General features: G+C 69.8%; 18 protein-coding genes and 2 pseudogenes. 8 read left to right on the plus strand and 12 right to left on the minus strand.

Translation table 11 applies throughout. The features are described 5' to 3' along the window. The first annotated feature begins 54 nt into the window (after positions 1–54). From ACIBBB_RS24360 to ACIBBB_RS24370, 3 genes are read left to right on the plus strand one after another with little or no spacing between them, the layout of a single operon-like run. Positions 55–264: a hypothetical protein gene (locus tag ACIBBB_RS24360; RefSeq protein WP_398985334.1), complete on the plus strand. Its 210-nt coding sequence runs from the start codon at positions 55–57 to the stop codon at positions 262–264. Next, the gene (locus ACIBBB_RS24365; protein ID WP_229701124.1) at positions 264–497 is read left to right on the plus strand and encodes a hypothetical protein; all 234 of its coding nucleotides are present in this window, start codon (positions 264–266) and stop codon (positions 495–497) included. The genes ACIBBB_RS24360 and ACIBBB_RS24365 overlap by 1 nt, the downstream gene beginning before the upstream one ends. Positions 498–555: 58 nt before the next feature. Then, entirely contained in the window at positions 556–1,032 is a 477-nt protein-coding gene (locus tag ACIBBB_RS24370) for a hypothetical protein (protein WP_398985337.1), read from the plus strand. Here the strand turns inward: ACIBBB_RS24370 and ACIBBB_RS24375 are convergent. Continuing rightward, positions 1,029–1,445: a hypothetical protein gene (locus ACIBBB_RS24375; protein ID WP_398985339.1), complete on the minus strand. Its 417-nt coding sequence runs from the start codon at positions 1,443–1,445 to the stop codon at positions 1,029–1,031. The genes ACIBBB_RS24370 and ACIBBB_RS24375 overlap by 4 nt on opposite strands. A 43-nt stretch (positions 1,446–1,488) precedes the next feature. On the opposite strand from ACIBBB_RS24375, the gene ACIBBB_RS24380 reads away from it, so the two are divergent. Beyond that, positions 1,489–1,734, plus strand: coding sequence for a hypothetical protein (locus ACIBBB_RS24380; RefSeq protein ID WP_398985341.1), 246 nt, complete (start codon positions 1,489–1,491; stop codon positions 1,732–1,734). Between the two features lie 40 nt (positions 1,735–1,774). On the opposite strand, the gene ACIBBB_RS24385 is transcribed toward ACIBBB_RS24380, so the two are convergent. The 4 genes from ACIBBB_RS24385 to ACIBBB_RS24400 all read right to left on the minus strand — a co-directional run bounded on the left by ACIBBB_RS24385 (position 1,775) and on the right by ACIBBB_RS24400 (position 4,810). Beyond that, a complete protein-coding gene (locus ACIBBB_RS24385; protein WP_398985343.1) occupies positions 1,775–1,936 on the minus strand; it encodes a transposase in 162 nt (53 codons plus the stop codon). 10 nt (positions 1,937–1,946) lie between these two features. Then, entirely contained in the window at positions 1,947–2,162 is a 216-nt protein-coding gene (locus ACIBBB_RS24390; protein ID WP_398985345.1) for a transposase, read from the minus strand. Positions 2,163–2,176: 14 nt separating this feature from the next. Beyond that, positions 2,177–2,350 carry a hypothetical protein gene (locus ACIBBB_RS24395; protein WP_398985348.1) on the minus strand — a complete coding sequence of 58 codons (174 nt, stop codon included), beginning with the start codon at positions 2,348–2,350 and terminating at the stop codon, positions 2,177–2,179. Between the two features lie 174 nt (positions 2,351–2,524). Then, positions 2,525–4,810, minus strand: coding sequence for a SpoIIE family protein phosphatase (locus ACIBBB_RS24400; RefSeq protein WP_398985350.1), 2,286 nt, complete (start codon positions 4,808–4,810; stop codon positions 2,525–2,527). A 301-nt stretch (positions 4,811–5,111) separates the two neighbouring features. On the opposite strand from ACIBBB_RS24400, the gene ACIBBB_RS24405 reads away from it, so the two are divergent. Both ACIBBB_RS24405 and ACIBBB_RS24410 read left to right on the plus strand, forming a co-directional pair. After that, entirely contained in the window at positions 5,112–6,305 is a 1,194-nt protein-coding gene (locus ACIBBB_RS24405) for an epoxide hydrolase family protein (protein WP_398985353.1), read from the plus strand. 132 nt (positions 6,306–6,437) lie between these two features. After that, on the plus strand, positions 6,438–6,926 hold the full coding sequence (locus ACIBBB_RS24410) for a hypothetical protein (RefSeq protein WP_398985355.1): 489 nt from the start codon (positions 6,438–6,440) through the stop codon (positions 6,924–6,926). A 325-nt stretch (positions 6,927–7,251) separates the two neighbouring features. On the opposite strand, the gene murQ is transcribed toward ACIBBB_RS24410, so the two are convergent. Beyond that, positions 7,252–8,247, minus strand: a complete 996-nt coding sequence (gene murQ, locus ACIBBB_RS24415; protein ID WP_398985590.1) for an N-acetylmuramic acid 6-phosphate etherase — start codon at positions 8,245–8,247, stop codon at positions 7,252–7,254. Between the two features lie 74 nt (positions 8,248–8,321). Beyond that, positions 8,322–9,239, minus strand: a complete 918-nt coding sequence (locus ACIBBB_RS24420) for a MurR/RpiR family transcriptional regulator (protein ID WP_398985357.1) — start codon at positions 9,237–9,239, stop codon at positions 8,322–8,324. Positions 9,240–9,328: 89 nt separating this feature from the next. Between ACIBBB_RS24420 and ACIBBB_RS24425 the strand changes: the two genes are divergently transcribed. Both ACIBBB_RS24425 and ACIBBB_RS24430 read left to right on the plus strand, forming a co-directional pair. Then, positions 9,329–9,727: a hypothetical protein gene (locus ACIBBB_RS24425; RefSeq protein ID WP_398985359.1), complete on the plus strand. Its 399-nt coding sequence runs from the start codon at positions 9,329–9,331 to the stop codon at positions 9,725–9,727. 1 nt (position 9,728) lies between these two features. Next, positions 9,729–9,998 (plus strand): DUF4031 domain-containing protein, encoded by a 270-nt coding sequence (locus ACIBBB_RS24430; RefSeq protein ID WP_398985361.1) that lies wholly within the window; start codon positions 9,729–9,731, stop codon positions 9,996–9,998. Positions 9,999–10,027: 29 nt separating this feature from the next. On the opposite strand, the gene ACIBBB_RS24435 is transcribed toward ACIBBB_RS24430, so the two are convergent. The 5 genes and pseudogenes from ACIBBB_RS24435 to ACIBBB_RS24455 all read right to left on the minus strand — a co-directional run bounded on the left by ACIBBB_RS24435 (position 10,028) and on the right by ACIBBB_RS24455 (position 16,673). Then, on the minus strand, positions 10,028–11,260 hold the full coding sequence (locus ACIBBB_RS24435) for a Cmx/CmrA family chloramphenicol efflux MFS transporter (RefSeq protein ID WP_398985592.1): 1,233 nt from the start codon (positions 11,258–11,260) through the stop codon (positions 10,028–10,030). Positions 11,261–11,357: 97 nt separating this feature from the next. Further along, positions 11,358–12,029 carry a hypothetical protein gene (locus ACIBBB_RS24440; RefSeq protein ID WP_398985594.1) on the minus strand — a complete coding sequence of 224 codons (672 nt, stop codon included), beginning with the start codon at positions 12,027–12,029 and terminating at the stop codon, positions 11,358–11,360. Between the two features lie 177 nt (positions 12,030–12,206). Beyond that, positions 12,207–12,920: pseudogene (locus tag ACIBBB_RS24445) on the minus strand (YihY/virulence factor BrkB family protein); the annotation flags it as partial. Between the two features lie 375 nt (positions 12,921–13,295). Further along, positions 13,296–14,171, minus strand: a pseudogene (locus ACIBBB_RS24450) (ThuA domain-containing protein); the annotation flags it as partial. Between the two features lie 180 nt (positions 14,172–14,351). After that, positions 14,352–16,673 carry a heavy metal translocating P-type ATPase gene (locus tag ACIBBB_RS24455; protein ID WP_398985363.1) on the minus strand — a complete coding sequence of 774 codons (2,322 nt, stop codon included), beginning with the start codon at positions 16,671–16,673 and terminating at the stop codon, positions 14,352–14,354. Between the last annotated feature and the right edge of the window lie 60 nt (positions 16,674–16,733).

The following is a 16,733-nucleotide window of genomic DNA, read 5'->3' on the forward strand; positions in this document are numbered from 1 at the left end:
GAGCACTCAGAGTGGAGTTGGCGTTCAGTGGACAAGACTGCGAAAGAGCGGCGCATGGCGGCTGCCGATCAGGTAAGGGCGGCCGAGGAGGCCGTCGAGAGGTTGCGGTCCGGGCTCGCGGCGGCCGGGATCACGCTGCCGTCGCTGCGGATCGACCCCGTCTCGTGCTCGGGCGACGAGCCGGCCAATCCGCTGGTGGAGCTGGGGCGTTGCAACCTGGTGACCGCCCGGCGCCTCGTCGCCGTACTGGAAGGAACGCCGTAATGAGCGGCTGCGCCGACGGCGGGTTCGTGCCCGAGGTCGGGACGTACGCGGTCGATTCACGGGACGGGCGCGTGGGTCAGGTGATGGGCCTGGAGCACGACTGCGTACAGCTACGGCCGCCGGGCGGTGGTGTGGAGTGGGACTGCCCACCGGGCTGGATCCACCCGGCCCCGCCGAACGAGACGCTGCGCGCGAAGGTGACGGAAATGAACCGCGCCCGCCGCCTGCCGTGAGGACCGGATAGGGGGCCGCGCCTCCCCGGGCGGGTCGGCCGCCCGGGGGGGTGCCCCTATGTCTTTGGTCAAGGTGGGGGGTGCTGGTTCGGGTGTCCGGATCGATGTGTCTGTGCATGCTGATGATCAGGTTGGTGGGGGTGTTTCTGTGGAGCTCGCGGTGTTTCTGCGGAACGTTGACGACGGCCGTCCGGTGAAGGTCGTTCCTTCGGTGTGCGGCGGGTGTGGCGAGCGCGTGTTCTTCGTGCTCGTTGACGATGTCGAGGGCGGAGCCGAGCGGGTGTGCGCTGGTTGCGGCGACCGCGCGTTCATCGCGGATAGCGAGGAGTTCTGGGAGGACGCGGATCCTGGCGAGGCCGGCTGTCCGTGCGGGAGCGAGGAGTTCGAGACGGCAGTCGCGTTCTCGCTCGCCGGCGACGGGTCGGTCCGCTGGGTGACCGTTGGGCTGCGGTGCCAGAAGGACGGTGCCGTGGGGGTCTATGCCGACTGGAAGATCGACTACAGCCCCACGGATCACCTCCTGACCATGGTCTAGGTCTGCGGAGCGACCGCCGGAACAGGCTGTGGTTCGTAGAAGGTTCCGTCGCGGAGCATCGCGAAGAGGACGTCGGCTCTGCGCCGGGCGGGGCAGAGCAGGGCCTGGGTGTGGTGCTTGCCCTGCGCGATCTTCTTGTCGTAGTAGGCCCGCGATGCGGGGTCGCCGAGGGCGGCGAACGAGGAGAGGAAGAAAGCCCGTTTGAGCTGCTTGTTTCCTCTCCTGGACGGTTGTTCGCCTCTGATCGAGGAGCCCGCGGTGGTAGCGGCGGGGCCGGCGCATGTTGCCGCTGACGCGGCCGGAGTCGCATGGCACCGGGGGACAGGCCGGCGACGCGGCCAGCCGGTCGGCAGTGCCGAAGGCATCCATGTCACCGCCGGTGGCAGCGATGAACGTGGCCCCGAGCATGGCACCCATACCGGGCAGGCTGCGGATCACCTCGGCAGACGGGTGCTCGTGAAACCGGGACTCGACGAGGGTGTCGAACTCGGCGATCTCCTCTTCGAGGCCGATCACCCCCTTCGCCAGGCGAGCCACCATCGAGGCGGCCGGCTTCTCGCCGGGCAGCGCGGTGTGCTGGGCCCGGGCCGCCTCGACGACAGCCTGAGCGAGTGTGACGGCACCTTTGACCTTGCGTTGCGGTTCTTCAGCCAGGTCTCGATGCGCCTGACGCCGCTGCGGCGGATCGCTGCTGGCGTTTGATACCCGGTCAGCAGCAGGACCGGGCCCTTGTTCGTCAGGTTCAGCGAGCGCTCCAACGCCGGGCAGATCTCCGGGAGTTGCTCCGGAGCCGGTTGATCTGACGGGTGCGGTCGTTGACCAGGTCGGTGCGGCGCCTGAGCAGGATCTTGAGGTCGACAGCTATTTCATCGCCCGGCCGGAGCACGCCGAGGTCCTCGCGCATGCGGGCCTGGTCAGCGATGGACGAAGGCGTCCTTGGTATCCGTCTTGCCCTGGCCCCGGTGGGCCGCCGATGCCCGGTGAACAGCGAGGCCGGTGAGATAGACCATCGGCTGGTCGTGACCAAGCAGCAGGCCGATGAGTAGGGCGGCCCCGCCGTGGTTGACATCCACCGCCCACAACGCGTCCTCGGAAAGAGCGGGTAGTACGTCGCCGATCAGCTCCAGCAACGCGGACTCGTTGTTCAGGACCGCCGCGACAACAGGCGTTCGCCCTGCGCGTCGATCACCACGCAGTGGTGATGTTCCTTGCCGATGTCCACTCCGGCCCAGATCTCGGGCACGTCACCTCCGCCGGCTCGTCGTCCAAAAGCAGCCCAGCAGACGACCTCGCCGGCGTTGTCCTGCACAGCGATCACATCGCGTATCCCAATGAGCGGTCGAGTCGTCGCGGGGCTCCGGGCGGCCAAGTCATTTGAGCCGTCCAACGGCGACTAGCTCACAGCCATACCCGGAACCCCCGGGTCCGACGATCTTACGAGTGAGCGTCTCAGACCCACGCTTGGAAGGTAGGACAAGCTCAGCGGTCAGAGTCACGGAGGAGTTGCCGGCGTTCCTGCCGGCTGCTCTGCCCAGACAATCTTTCCGCGCCTCTGGTAGCGGGTGCCCCACTGTTCCGCGAGGTTCGCGAGGATGAACAGTCCCCGGCCGGTCTCGTCGATGGTGCGGGCATGCTGGACATGCGGAGCGCTGGTGGCGGCGTCACTGACTTCGCAGGTGAGCATCCGACCGAGAATCAGGCGCAGCCGCAGGGGTGGAGCGCCGTAGCGGACTGCGTTGCCGACGAGCTCGCTGACGATCAGCTCGGTGGTGAACGCCGTCTCCTCGTCCACTCCCCAAATGCTCAGCTGGTTGCGGGCCGCCACGCGGGCGATCGGTGCGGCCTCGGGGCCTTCGGGTAGAGCGGAGGTCAATACCCGATCGCGCGGCAGTGCCCTCGTGCGGGCGAGCAGCATCAGGGGTTCGCCGGTCGGGTCCCTGCCAGCGAGCGCGGACCTGATGGTGTCGCTCACGTCTGCCAGGGGCTGTGCTCCTGCGCAGTCCAGGAGCGGACGCAGGGGCCCGGCCGGCGCCAGCACCTGGTCCACGGCACTGGCTGTGCCCATCGCCAGGATGCTCCCTTCGGGGAGATCCACGGTTACCGCGGGGAACGGGGCGTCGTCGGTTCCGGCCAGCGGGGGGCCGGGGGGGACGGCCAGGCTGGGCGATGCACCTTGGGGAGAGACAATGACCGGGTCTGCGAGGCCGGCGCGGGCAATAGTGCAGATGAGTTCGACTGGGTCGTAGACCGCGATAGCGCAACTGGCAGCGAGGGGTTCTCGGCCCAGTATTCCGTCGGGCATTTCGGCGTACGTTTCTGCGAGCCGGGCTGCGGTGTCGTTGAGGCGGGCGAGCAGCTCGTCGGGCTGCAGGTTCAGGGCGGCGAGTGTGTGGATGGCCGTTCGCAGCAGTCCCGTGGTGATGGCTGCGGTGATGCCATGACCTGCGACCTCGCCCACGATCAGCGCGGTCCGCGCGCCGGGCAGCGCGATGGCGTCGAACCACGCTCCGCCGCCCTCCGGGCGCGGCAGGTGCATCGCGGAGGTCTCGATGGTGGTGTCGGTCACCGGTCGGTGAGGGAGGAGCCTGCGCTGGATGGTCAACGCGGTTATCCACTCGCGCATGTACCGGCTGGCATTGTCGATGCAGAGCGCGGCGTGTGCCCCCACCGCGGACGCCACCGCGATGTCCTCCTCTTCAAAGGAGTCTTCTCGTCCCCGGCGGTAGAAGGTGACCACGCCCAGCGCCCGGCCGTTGAGTACCACCGGTGCCACGATCAGGGAGTGGGCGCCGGATCGGCTGATGATGTCGGCCCGTGCCGGGTCGGCGGCCAGCCAGGAGCAGTCCCTCCCGACGGAGACAAGACACGGCCGAAGCTCGGACAGGACGCGCGAGAAGGGCGTTCCGGCCGGTAGCGGGCGCACTTCTCCGGCCGGGTCTACCGAGATCGGGCCCTGAAAGGCCGCCTGGCGCAGGAGGACGTCCGGTTGGGCGGGCACCGGCGGAGGCTCCTCTCCGCGGATGACGTCGTCAACCACCTCGACGACGGCGATGCCCGCGAAGGCGGGTACTACCGCCTCCACCAGTTGGCGGCAGACAGCGCCCACGTTCGTCCGGTGCCCAACTCGTGTGTGGACGGTATCCAGGAGCGCCAGGCGGTTCTGTGCGTTCTCGCGCTCGGTGACGTCGACGTCGAACGCCACCAGTCCGAGCACGCCGCCGTTCGAGTCCTCCAACCGGACGTAGGAGACCGAATGGGTACGGCGCCCGTGTTCCAATGCCCCGTGGCACCGGACCAGCCGGTCCACCACCGGCTCCCCGCTCTCCAGAACCCCGCGCGCCATGGCGGTCTCTTCCTCGGGGTCCTCGCAGCCGAACACCTCGGTGAGGCGTCGCGCCGGCAGGTCGTGCCGCCCGCGGGGGGCGGCGTCCGGGCGGAGTAGGCGCAGGTTGTCATCAAAGACGCGCAGTCCCACGGGTCGCTGAGAGAAGAGCGCGTGCAAGATCGCAATGTCACGCCCCGGAATGGCCTCTCCTGTCGAAGTGACCTGCCACAGAACGGAATTTCCTGTCAATGTCGGCTTGACCAGTACGGCGGCCGTATCGGAGAACCGTTCCTGCCACCGTTTGCCGTCAGTGGCAATCCCAGACAAGAGAGCGGTAATGGACTGGCCGATTGCCTCTTGCGCCGACCAGCCGAACAACTCCTCCGCCGGATGTGTCCACTCGACCACCCGGCCGTCCCCGTCGACGAGGACGAGCACGTCACCATTGGGCATGCCAATGCACCTCCCTCTTCATCATCCCTGCTCATCCGGCAGACAGCAGGTCCGCTTCTCCGACACCTGCGGCAGCGAGCTCGGGAGCGCCGGCCGTCTATCGGCAGCAGACCCGGCTTCAGCCAGCTGCTCTGAGATGCGCCGTCCGCATGGCCTACTACCATAAAAGACATGCGCAGGCTGCTTTCGGTGATGATCTTGGTCGCGATGGTTGTCGCGGGAAAGGAAGTAGCGCCCCGCCGTACGTAGATGGTGGGAACTGTGTCGCGGCTTGATTCGGCCAAGCGACCAGGGAGACCGCATGACTGTCACATCAGAAGCCACAGCGATCCGACCGTTCTCCTTCGAGTTTCCGGAAGCTGATCTCCAGGACCTCAAACAGCGCATCGAGGCGACGCGTTGGCCCGAAAAGGAGACTGTCACCGACCAGTCACAGGGCGTGCAACTCGCAACAGTTCAGGCCTTGGCGCACTACTGGGCGTCGGAATACGACTGGCGCAAGGTCGAGGCGAAGCTGAAGGCGCTGCCGCACTTCATCACAGAGATAGATGGACTGGACATTCACTTCGTCCACGTCCGCTCTCAGCACGAGAACGCCCTGCCGCTGATCGTCACGCACGGATGGCCCGGCTCGATAGTCGAGCAGCTGAAGATCATCGACCCGCTCACCAACCCCACCGCCCACGGTGGTAGCGCATCGGATGCCTTCGACGTGGTGGTCCCGTCGATCCCCGGCTACGGGTTCTCGGGCAAGCCCACGGAGAAGGGTTGGGGTCCTGACCGGATCGCGCGGGCGTGGACGGAGCTGATGAAGCGCCTGGGATACACGCGGTTCGTGGCGCAGGGCGGCGACTGGGGTGCACTCATCACCGAGACGATGGCGCTTCAGCAGCCCCCGGGACTGGCCGGCATCCACGTCAACATGCCCGCAGAGGTCCCGCCGGAGATTGAAGCGGCGATCATCATGGGCAACCCCCTCCCGGAAGCCGACTACTCCGAGGAGGAGCAACGGGCGATCGAGCAACTGCAGTTCTTCTACGCACACGTGTACTACGCGCTGGAGATGGCAACCCGGCCGCAGAGCCTCACAAGCCTGGCGGACTCGCCCGTGGGCCTCGCGGCGTTCATGCTCGACCACGACGCGAAGAGCCTGGAATTGATCTCGCGTGTCTTCAACGGCGTGGACGAGGGCCTGAGCCGAGACGACGTCCTGGACAACGTCACCCTGTTCTGGCTGACCAACACCGCGGTGTCCGCCGCGCGCCTGTACGGTGAGAACACCTCACCGTTCTTCTCAGCCAAGGGCATCACGATACCCGTCGCGGTCAGCGTGTTCCCCGACGAACTGCACCAGGCCCCCCGCAGCTGGGCCGAGGATGCCTACCCCAACCTCATCCACTACAACCAACTGCCCAAGGGCGGCCACTTCGCCGCCTGGGAGCAGCCCGAACTGCTCGTGGACGAGCTGCGCACAGGATTCCGCTCCCTCCGTTAGATCATCACACCGGACGCGGCGTCCGCCCCTGACCTGATCGCCGAGGCGGCTGAGTGTCTCAGCTCGGAGGTCCTCAGCCGCCCGGTCGGCCGCCGCCGTCACTCGATGATCCTCTGGGCTGGAGGAAAGGTCATGAACCGTGTGACACGTCCGCTTCTCTACGGAGCCGCATCCGGGGCCGCCGGTACCACCGCGCTCAACGTCGTCGGCTACGCCGACATAACGCTGCGCGGCAGGCCCGCGAGCACGACACCCGAGATCACCGTGCGCAGACTCGCGGAGAAGCTGCATCTGAGAATCCCCGGCGAGGGACCGGCCCTGGACAACCGGGTCGTCGGCCTGGCGTCGCTGACCGGATTCGCCGTCGGTCTCGCAATGGGAACGGTGCTGTCCCTGACCCGGGCCGCCGGCTGGCACCCGTCCAAGGGCCCCGAATACGCCGCGGCCACGGTCGGCGCGCTGATCTGCACGAATGGGCCGCTAACAGTCCTGGGCGTGAGCGATCCGCGGACCTGGTCAGCGGCAGACTGGGTCTCCGACATCGTCCCCCACCTGGCCTACGCCCTGGTGACGACCGCGGTACTCGAGCGGATGTACGCGACGAGCCCCGTCGGCGAGTAGAGGGTCTCGGACCGTTGAAACCGGCCGATCTGGGGCTGTCGCAACCGACCGAAGAAGCATCCTGGCACACAGCACCTCGCGCACATCGTGGTCGGCCCGACAGCTCGTTCGGTCCACTGCCCGTCAGGCAGCGCCCAGGACGGGAGCGTTGAGCGCTCGGGAGCGGCCCGGCTCACCGGCTTTCATCTCCCCGAGCTCCGCAGCGCACTCGCACTGGCCTGCGTACCGCAACTGACCGACACGGTCGCCCGGCCGCGCAACTCGGCGCGGGATATGGCCGGGCGGGGGCCTGCGGCGGGAGCGGTGGTCATGGGCCGTGTTCCTCTTACTTCGACGTGGTGTCGCTGTTCTTCGACGCCTGGAGCGCCACCCGCAGATGGCCGTGTGATTCTGCCAGCAGCTCGGCCGCCGTGGGGCCGTCGACCGCGCCGAGAATCGTCAGGATCGCGTTCTTCACCTCGCCGTCGGTCGCCGCCAGCGCCGCCTCGATCTCCTCGTCCGACGCGCCCGTCGCGAGCGCGACGATACGGCGGGAGCGGGCCCGCAGCTTCTCGTTGGAGGCGCGGACATCGACCATCAGGTTTCCGTACGTCTTGCCGAGGCGGATCATGGTGATCGTCGAGATCATGTTGAGGACGAGCTTCTGCGCCGTACCGGCCTTCAACCGCGTTGATCCCGTGAGCAGTTCGGGGCCCACGACGATTTCCAGGCCGTGCTCGGCGGCGGTCGCGAGCGCGCTGTCCGCGTTGCAGGAGAGGCCGATGGTGAGCGCGCCCAGTGCGCGGGCGTGCTCGACCGCGCCGATCGCGTACGGCGTGCGGCCGGAGGCCGAGATGCCGACGACCGTGTCGTTCACGTCCACCTTCAGCTCGTCCAGGTCCGAGGCCGCCAGCTCCTTGGAGTCCTCGGCGCCCTCGACGGACTTGACCATCGCGCCCGGACCGCCCGCGATCAGGCCGACGACCTCCGACGGGTCGGTGTTGAAGGTGGGAGGGCACTCGCTCGCGTCCAGGATGCCGAGGCGGCCGGCCGTGCCCGCTCCCGCGTAGATCAGCCTGCCGCCACGGGCCATCCGCTCCGCGGTGGCGTCGATGGCGTCGGCGATACGGGGGAGCTGCGCGGCGACGGCGGCGGGGACGGTCTGGTCCTCGCCGTTCATGACGCGGGCGATGTCCTCGGTGGACCGGCGGTCGATCTCGGCGAGTTCGGGGCGGAACGCCTCGGTGGTGAGGGTCGCGAGTTCGGCGCGGAGTTCGCCGTACGAGGGGGAGGAGGAGGCGGAACTACCGGCGCCGGACGTCGAAGAGGCGTCGATGGGCATGGAGGTCATGGAGAAGCGGCTCTTTCTGGCGAGCTGGCAGAAACCTGAGGAAGCCCCGTTATGTGTCGCGCGGTTCAGCGCGTGCGCGGCGAGTGGCGGTGCGCCAGCGCCTCGTAGGACGCGGCGAGCGCGGGTGCGGCCGTCTCGTACGTCCGCTGTGCGACGCCCACGAACAGGCAGTCCACGACGAGGAGTTGGCTCGTACGGCTGGACATCGCCGCCGGCCGCAGCTCGCTCTCGCGGGCCGTGGACGTGGTGAGGACGTGGTCCGCGTACTGCGACACCGCGCCGTCCGGGCGGCCGGTGATCGCGACCGTCGTCGCCCCCCGGTCGAAGGCCACGCGCAGCGGCTCTATGACGTCCCCCGTCGAGCCGGAGTGCGTGATCGCGATGGCCACGTCGCCCGCCCTGAGCTGCACGGCGTTGGTGACGGCGAGGTGCGGATCGCTGTGCGCGTGGGCTATCAGGCCGATGCGCAGGAGCTTCTGGGCGAGGTCCATGCCGACGAGACCGCTCGCGCCTATGCCGTAGATGTCGATACGGCGCGCGGAGGCCGCCGCGGTGATGACGGCGCCGAGCTGGACGGTGTCGAGCCCGGCCGCCGTGTCGGCGAGGGTCTGCTGCTCGTCGTAGGCCAGCTTGGCGACGACGTCGGCGATCGGGTCGTCGACCGCGATGTCGGCGGTGACAGCCGGGGCGGCGCCGGACTCCTGGTGGGCGGCGAGGCCGGCGAGGGCGAGACGCAGATCGCGGTAGCCGGGGTAGCCGAGGAGGCGGGCGGTCCTGACGACGGTGGCCTCACTCGTGCCGGTGAGTTCGGCGAGACCGGTGACGGTGAGGGCGGCCGTGCCCGCGGGGTCGGCGGCCACGGCTTCGGCGACGCGCTGCATGGAGCGGGTCATGGAGGGCGCGAGGGTGCGCACCTTCGCCGCGAGGGCGGCGGGGGCCGGCGGGGCGCCGCCGCTGTAAATTTCCTTCACGTCACTGGTCACAAGTGAAAGATAATTTCAGGACGCGGGGGCGTCAAGGGTTGTCGCGGTCGCTGCCGTGGGGCGCGGTGGCGGCGTACGACAATGGGGGCATGGAAGACATGAACCCCCTGGAACAGGCGCTGCACACCGCACGCGCCCTGGTCCTCGCCGACCTCGCGGCGGGTGACGTCGCGCGGGCCGAGATCGTCTCACTGGTGGAGGACGCCGTGTCGCATCGACGCTGGTGGGTGGAGCAGTGGCCGGAGGGGATCGAGTACGTCGCCGGGCTGGTCGCCCAGGACGTACAGGACGCCCTCCTGGAGACACACGGGCGGTGGCCGCTCTGCCCCGTCTGCGGCGAGTCCCGGACCGAGCTGGCGGCGGAGGGCGGGCCGCACGCGCTGGAGATCGAGCCGGAGCTGGGCCCGGATCCGCACTGGGTGTGCGGGAAGGCGGCGGTCGTGGTGGCTCCGGTGGGGTCGCTCGGCGCGGTACTGGGGGCCGGGTGACGTGACCGTCTACATCGATCCGCCGACCTGGCCGGGGCATGGGCGGATGTGGTCGCACCTGGTGAGCGACGAGTCGTACGAGGAACTGCACACCTTCGCGGCGGGCATCGGCTGCCCGGCGCGCGCGTTCGAACGGGACCACTACGACGTACCGGCGCACCGGTACGGGGACGCGGTGCGGGCGGGCGCGGTGGAGGTGGGGTCGCGGGAGCTGGTGCGGAGGCTGACGGGAGCGGGGCTGCGGCAGCGGAAGCGGTGGGGCGGCGGGTAGCTGCCGGTCGGCCTTCCGGCCGGCTGCCCTCAGGCGCGCCGAGCGGGTTCCCCGGGAACCGCCGACACCGCCGAAACCACCGACGCCGTCGAGCCCTTCGCGACCAGCCGCGTACGGCCCGTGCGCTGGTGCCGCATCGCCAGCATCACCAGGCCCACCGCGAGGACCGTCATCGCCGCCCCCGCCCAGGCCGTCGAAGCGAAGCCGAGGCCCGCGTCGATCACCGTGCCGCCGAGCCAGGGGCCGCCCGTGTTGCCCAGGTTGAACGCCGATGTCGCCGTCGCGCCCGCCAGGATCGGGGCCGCCGCCGCCACGTTGAACATCCGGGCGTTCAGCGCCGGTGCCGTGAAGAACGCCGAGAAGCCCAGTAGCAGGGAGAGCACCACCACCGCCACCGCGCTCGACGCGAGCAGCGCCAGCGCGGCCAGGAACACCGTCGACGCCACCACGCCGCTCAGCAGCACCTCGAAGAGGTGCGCGTCCGCGACCCGGCCGCCGATCACCGTGCCGGTCAGCGCGCCCACGCCGAACAGCGCGAGCACCGTCGGGACCCAGCCCTCGTCGAGACCGGCCACGTCCGTGAGCAGCGGGGCGAGGTAGGAGAACGCGCAGAAGACGCCGCCCGCCGCGAGCGCCGTGATCGCGATCGCGAGCCAGACCTGGCGGTCGCGGTAGATCAGCAGCTCGCGCCGCAGCTCCGGCTTCCGCTCCGGCACCGGGATGCGCGGGATGAGCGTCGCGACACCGACCAGCGCCACCGCGGAGGCCGCGCCGACCGCCCAGAACGCGGAACGCCAGCCCAGATGCGTACCGAGGAACGCCCCCGCCGGTACGCCGAGCACGTTCGCGATCGACAGTCCGCCGATCATCACGGCCATCGCGCGGGCGCGGGCCGTCCGCGGCACCATCGCGATGGCGACGGCCGCGCCGACCGCCCAGAATCCCGCGCACGCGAACGCGCTGACGACGCGCGACACGAACAGCACCTCGTAGGTGGGCGCGAGCGCGCCCGCGACCTGGCCGAGGCCGAAGACGGAGATCAGCGCGATGAGCGTCGTACGGCGCGGGAGCCGCAGCGTCGCCACCGCGAGCAGCGGGGCGCCGACCACCATGCCGACCGCGAAGGCGGATATCAGCAGACCGGCCTGCGGGATGGTGACATCCATGTCGTCGGCGATCGGTGGCAGCAGCCCGGACAGCATGAACTCGCTGGTCCCCAGGGCGAAGACGGACAGCCCGAGGATGTAGACGGCGAGCGGCATACGGGCACGGGTGAGGGCGACGGGAGCGGAGTCGGGCATGGCAGGTACAACCACCGCGCCCGGCTCCGCCATTCCGGTCGGTGCGGGTCGACGCCGGTCAGTGGCTGAGATCTATCAGCTCGCCGTTGAGGTTCGCGCGGGCCCGCTCCTCCCAGCGGGCCACACCGTGCGGCGTGCGGAACAGCCTTTCCAGGTCGAGGAGTTGGCGCAGTACGGTCGCCCGGCCCACCCGGAAGGCGTCGTCCGGGACGAAGCCGTACTCCTCCCGCACGGCGCGTGTGTACGCCTCGTACGCCTCCGGTTCGCTCGCCAGGATCGCGAGATCCGCGTCACACAGCACCTCGCCGTTGGCGTCGCCGGGCGCCGGGTCGTGGGTGACGGTGAGTCGGACGAGGCGGGCGACCTCGTCCGTGACGTCGGCCGGTACGCCCGCCTCGGTCAGCGCGCGCACGGCGACGGCGGCGCTGCGCTCCTCGTTCTCGGAGCGCTCGGGGTGGTAGACGGCGTCGTGGAACCAGGCGGCGAGGCGTACGGCCTCCGGGTTCTCGGCGTGGGCCGCGAGGGTGTCGATGTGGTCCAGGACCGCGATGAGGTGATCGGTGGTGTGGTACCGGCGCTGGGGCTCGGCCCAACGGGCGAGGAGGTTGTCGGCGTAGGGGAGGGCGTCGGGGGTGGTGACCTCGCCCCGCACCGCGGTGAGGGTGTGCAGCCAGCGGTCGCGCAGGCTGCGGGTGCGGTCGTCGTCGGGGACGTCGTGGACTGCTGCCATAGAGGGAGAGCCTAGGTCCTGCTCGGCGTCCGCCCCGGCGGCCCCGGACCCCAGCCCGGACCCCGACCCGGCCGCCGATCGGGCCGCCGATCGGCTCGCCGTGCCGGCCGGCCCCGCTGCCAGCTCCGCGTTGAACTGGGCGCCCGCCACCAGCGACAGGTTCGACAGCCACACCCAGATGAGAAAGACGACGCTGCCCGCGAGCGAGCCGTAGACCCGGCTGTACGTCCCCGAGTGGGACGCGTACAGCGCGAACAGCGCCGACACCCCCAGCCACAGCAGTACGGCGAGCACCCCGCCGGGCAGCGCGTGCCGCAGATGGCGGGTCTCGGGCGGCCCCGTACGGAAGACGATGAGGACCAGTACCGCCGCGAGCGCCAGCAGCAGCGGCCACTTCACCACCGTCCACAGCACGGTTGCCGTACTTCCGATGCCCAGCACCGGACCGATCTCGCGGACCACGTCGCCCGTCAGCACCAGCGTGAACGCGCTCGTGACGAGCAGCGCGAGCAGCACGATCGCCGTGATCACGATGCGCGGGGCCTTGCGCCACGGCGGGCGGTGGTCGGTGGCGCCGTTGATCCGGTGCAGCGCGCGGCGGAAGACGCCGAGATAACTGGAGGAGGACCAGAGCGCGCCGATCGCCCCGAAGATCAGCAGCAGCCGGGCCGCCGTGCGCTGGTGCGCCATCTCGCCCAGCGCCTCGCGGACCAGGTGCCGGGACTGGGCCGGGACGAGCGCGGTGATCTGCTCGGAGAGTTCGTTGGTCGCCTGCGGGCCGGCGAGGCCGATGGCGGCCACGGTCACCAGGAGGGCCGGGATGATCGCGAGGACGGTGTAGTACGTGAGGGCGGCGGCCCAGTCGGTGGCGTCCTCACGCCACAGGGACATCGGGATGCGTTTGAGCGCGCCCCCGTAGCGGTGGCCGTCGCGGGGGCGGCGGGAGCGGTGGGCGCGCCGGGGATGCGGGGGCCACCAGTGTTGTGCCTGATGGGACTTGGGCACTCTGGTCTCCCCGTTGGGTGGTCGGCGGTCCGGCCGAGCAGCCGTCCTGTCGTGCTGCCTGCCCTTCAGGGTGCCCTGAGACCGGCTTCCGACGCGGCTCAGCGGCGCGGCGCACGTGTGGTGTCGCGCGGGGGGAGGGGCGGCGGGGGGAGGAGGAGACGCGGCGGAGGTCGGTGACTCGACGCGTGTCGCGTCGTGTCACCGGCCTCGGCCGATCGGGCGGACCGGACGGAACCGGTCAGCGGGTCGCTACTGCGCGGCCAGCCACTTCAGACCGTTGATCACGAAGCGGTTCTGCGTCGCGCTGTCGAACGTGGACGACAGGCCCGTGTTGGTGTTGTAGTCCATGGCGTTGTGGCCGAAGTTCGCGTACAGCATCTTGTAGTTGTTGTTGGTCCAGAGGATCGGGTAGTCACCGCTGTACCAGGACTGGTTGGGGTCCGTACCGAGCGGGAAGCTCGACTGGTCGACCGAGGCGAGCACCTTGATGTTCGGGTTCGACCGGAGGTTGTTGGACCAGCTGTACCACTCGCTGACCGACGAGGTGAAGGTCGACGGGATGCCCGCGAGCGCCGGGTGCGAGGCGTTCTCGGTCTTCAGCTTGGCGGTGGTCGGGCCCCAGGTGTTGGACTTGAAGTTGCCGCTGCCGAGGAAGGTGTTGTGGTACCAGGGCCACGACTGGGCGCCCGTGGTGAAGGCCGCGACGTGGAAGCCCATCCAGCCCCCGCCGTTACGCATGTACTGCTCGAAGCCCGACCGCTGGGCCGGGCTCTTCGGCAGGTCGTCGAGGAACAGGACGACGTCCACGCCCTGGAGGCCGGTGCCGGTCAACCGGTTCCAGTTGTTGGTCGACTCGTACGTGAAGTTGTTCGCCGCGGCGGTCTGCGGGAACCACCTGTTCGCCTCTTGAACGAAGTTGATGTGCGCGGCGTCCCAGGTGCCGCTGTAGAAGCCGAGGACCTTGAAGTCCGCGGCCTTCTTGGCTGCCGGAGCCGCTGAGGCCGCGGGGCCGGTGGCGGGTACGGCGGCGAGGCCGAGGAGGACGGCGAGCAGCAGGAACAGGCGGAGCGGGCCTTGGGCGAGACGTGTCTTGGTGGGCACGTGACGATCCCTTCCTGAGTGGGGGCTGTCATGCATATGACAGACAGGTGGATCGGGAGGAGCGGGGAGGCGGGAGGAGCGGGGGAGAAGCAGGAGAAGAGCTGAGCCGGAGACGACAGAAAGCGCTTCACCTCTTCGATCTAAGAAGTGAAGCGCCACCCTGTCAAGACTTTGGTCTGGACCAGACGTGCCGGCCGTTCGTGCCGTTCGTACCGCTCAGACGGTTGCCTTGAAGCCCCGCAGCCGCAGCGAGTTGCCGACGACGAACACCGACGAGAACGCCATGGCCGCGCCAGCGATCATCGGATTGAGGAGCCCGGCCGCCGCGAGGGGGATCGCGGCGACGTTGTAGCCGAAGGCCCAGAAGAGGTTGCCCTTGATGGTGCCGAGGGTCCGGCGGGAGAGACGGATGGCGTCGGCGGCGGCACGCAGATCGCCGGTGACGAGCGTGAGGTCGCCGGCTTCGATGGCGGCGTCGGTGCCGGTGCCCATGGCGAGACCGAGGTCGGCCTGGGCGAGTGCGGCGGCGTCGTTGACGCCGTCACCGACCATCGCGACCGATTTGCCCTCCGCCTGGAGGCGCTTGACGACGTCGACCTTGTCCTCGGGCATGACCTCCGCGATGACCTGGTCCGCGTCGATCCCGACCTCCTTGGCCACCGCCTCGGCGACGGTGGTGTTGTCGCCGGTGAGCAGGACGGGGGTCAGGCCGAGGGCGCGCAGTCGGCGGATCGCTTCGGCGCTGGTTTCCTTGACGGCGTCCGCGACTTCGAGGATGCCGCGTGCCTCCCCGTCCCAGGCGACCGCGACGACGGTACGGCCCGCGGCCTCGGCGGCCCGCTTCCTGGCCGTCAGCTCTTCGGGGAGGTGGATCTCCCACTCGGCGAGGAGTTTTTCCCGGCCGACGAGAACGGCGTGGCCCTCCACGATGCCCTGGACTCCCAGACCGGGGACGTTGGCGAAGTCCTCGGGGGTGGGGAGGGGACCGGTCCGGTCGGTGGCTCCGGTCGCGATCGCGCGGGCGATGGGGTGCTCGGAGGCGTGCTCCAGGGCGCCCGCCAGGCGCAGGAGTTCGGTCTCGTCCGTGCCGGGGGCGGGGTGGCCGGCGAGGAGGGTCATCCGGCCGGTGGTGACGGTGCCGGTCTTGTCGAGGACGATCGTGTCGACCGTACGGGTGGATTCGAGGACTTCGGGGCCTTTGATGAGGATGCCGAGCTGGGCGCCACGTCCCGTACCCACCATGAGGGCTGTCGGGGTCGCGAGCCCGAGGGCGCAGGGGCAGGCGATGATCAGTACGGCGACGGCGGCCGTGAACGCGGCCGTCAGTCCCGCTCCGTTGCCCAGCCAGAAGCCGAGCGTGCCGAGCGCGAGCGCGATGACCACCGGGACGAAGACGGCGGAGATACGGTCCGCGAGGCGCTGGGCGGCGGCTTTGCCGTTCTGCGCGTCCTCGACCATCCGTGCCATACGGGCGAGTTGGGTGTCGGCGCCGATACGGGTGGCGGTCACGACGAGACGGCCCCCGGCGTTGAGGGTGGCGCCGGTGACGGCGTCGCCGGGACCGACCTCGACCGGAACGGATTCGCCGGTGAGCATGGACGCGTCGACGGCGGAGGTGCCCTCGGTGACGGTGCCGTCGGTGGCGATCTTCTCCCCGGGCCGTACGACGAACCGGTCCCCGACCGCCAGCTCCCCGGTGGGCACGGTCACCTCACGGCCGTCGCGCAGGACGGTGACCTCCTTCGCGCCCAGCTCCATCAGGGCCTTGAGCGCGGCGCCCGCCTTGCGCTTGGCGCGGGCCTCGAAGTACCGGCCGGCCAGGATGAACGCGGTGACGCCCGCCGCCGCTTCGAGATAGATGTTCCCCGCGCCGTCACCGCGCTCGATCGTCAGCTCGAAGGGGTGAGTCATTCCGGGCGTGCCCGCCGTACCGAAGAACAGCGCCCACAGCGACCAGAGGAAGGCGGCGGACGTGCCGACCGAGATCAGCGTGTCCATCGTCGCCGCGCCGTGCTTGGCATTGGTCCACGCGGCCCGGTGGAACGGCCAGGCCGCGTAGGTCACGACCGGGGCGGCCAGTGTCAGCGACAGCCACTGCCAGAACTCGAACTGGAAGGCCGGGACCATCGCCATCGCGACGACGGGGACGGAGAGGACGACGGCCGTGATCAACCGCTCGCGCAGGGGCCGCAGTTCGTCGTCCTGCCGCGCGCGGTCCCGCTCCTGGGCGCCCTGGGAGTCCGGGGCGCCCCGCGGCGGTTGGGGCGGGGGTGGCTCCGCCGCGGTGTACCCGGTCGCCTCGACGGTGGCGATCAGGTCGCGTACGGAGAGATCGCCCTCCGCGTAGCTGACCTTCGCCTTCTCCGTCGCGTAGTTGACGGTCGCCTCGACGCCGTCCATGCGGTTCAGCTTCTTCTCGATACGGGCTGCGCACGAGGCGCAGGTCATGCCACCGATGGCGAGCTCGACGTCGACCTTGGCGGGGGCCGGGGCGCCGGGGGCGCCGGCGGGTGTGTCGGTTGCCGGTGTGGTGCTCATGACTCGCCTTCTCCTCTGTGTCGGGCGTATCGCGTCCGGATACCCGGACTTATACCCCTA

Origin of the sequence: Streptomyces sp. NPDC051217 (assembly GCF_044455465.1) — a bacterium.
Classification (GTDB): Bacteria; Actinomycetota; Actinomycetes; order Streptomycetales; family Streptomycetaceae; genus Streptomyces.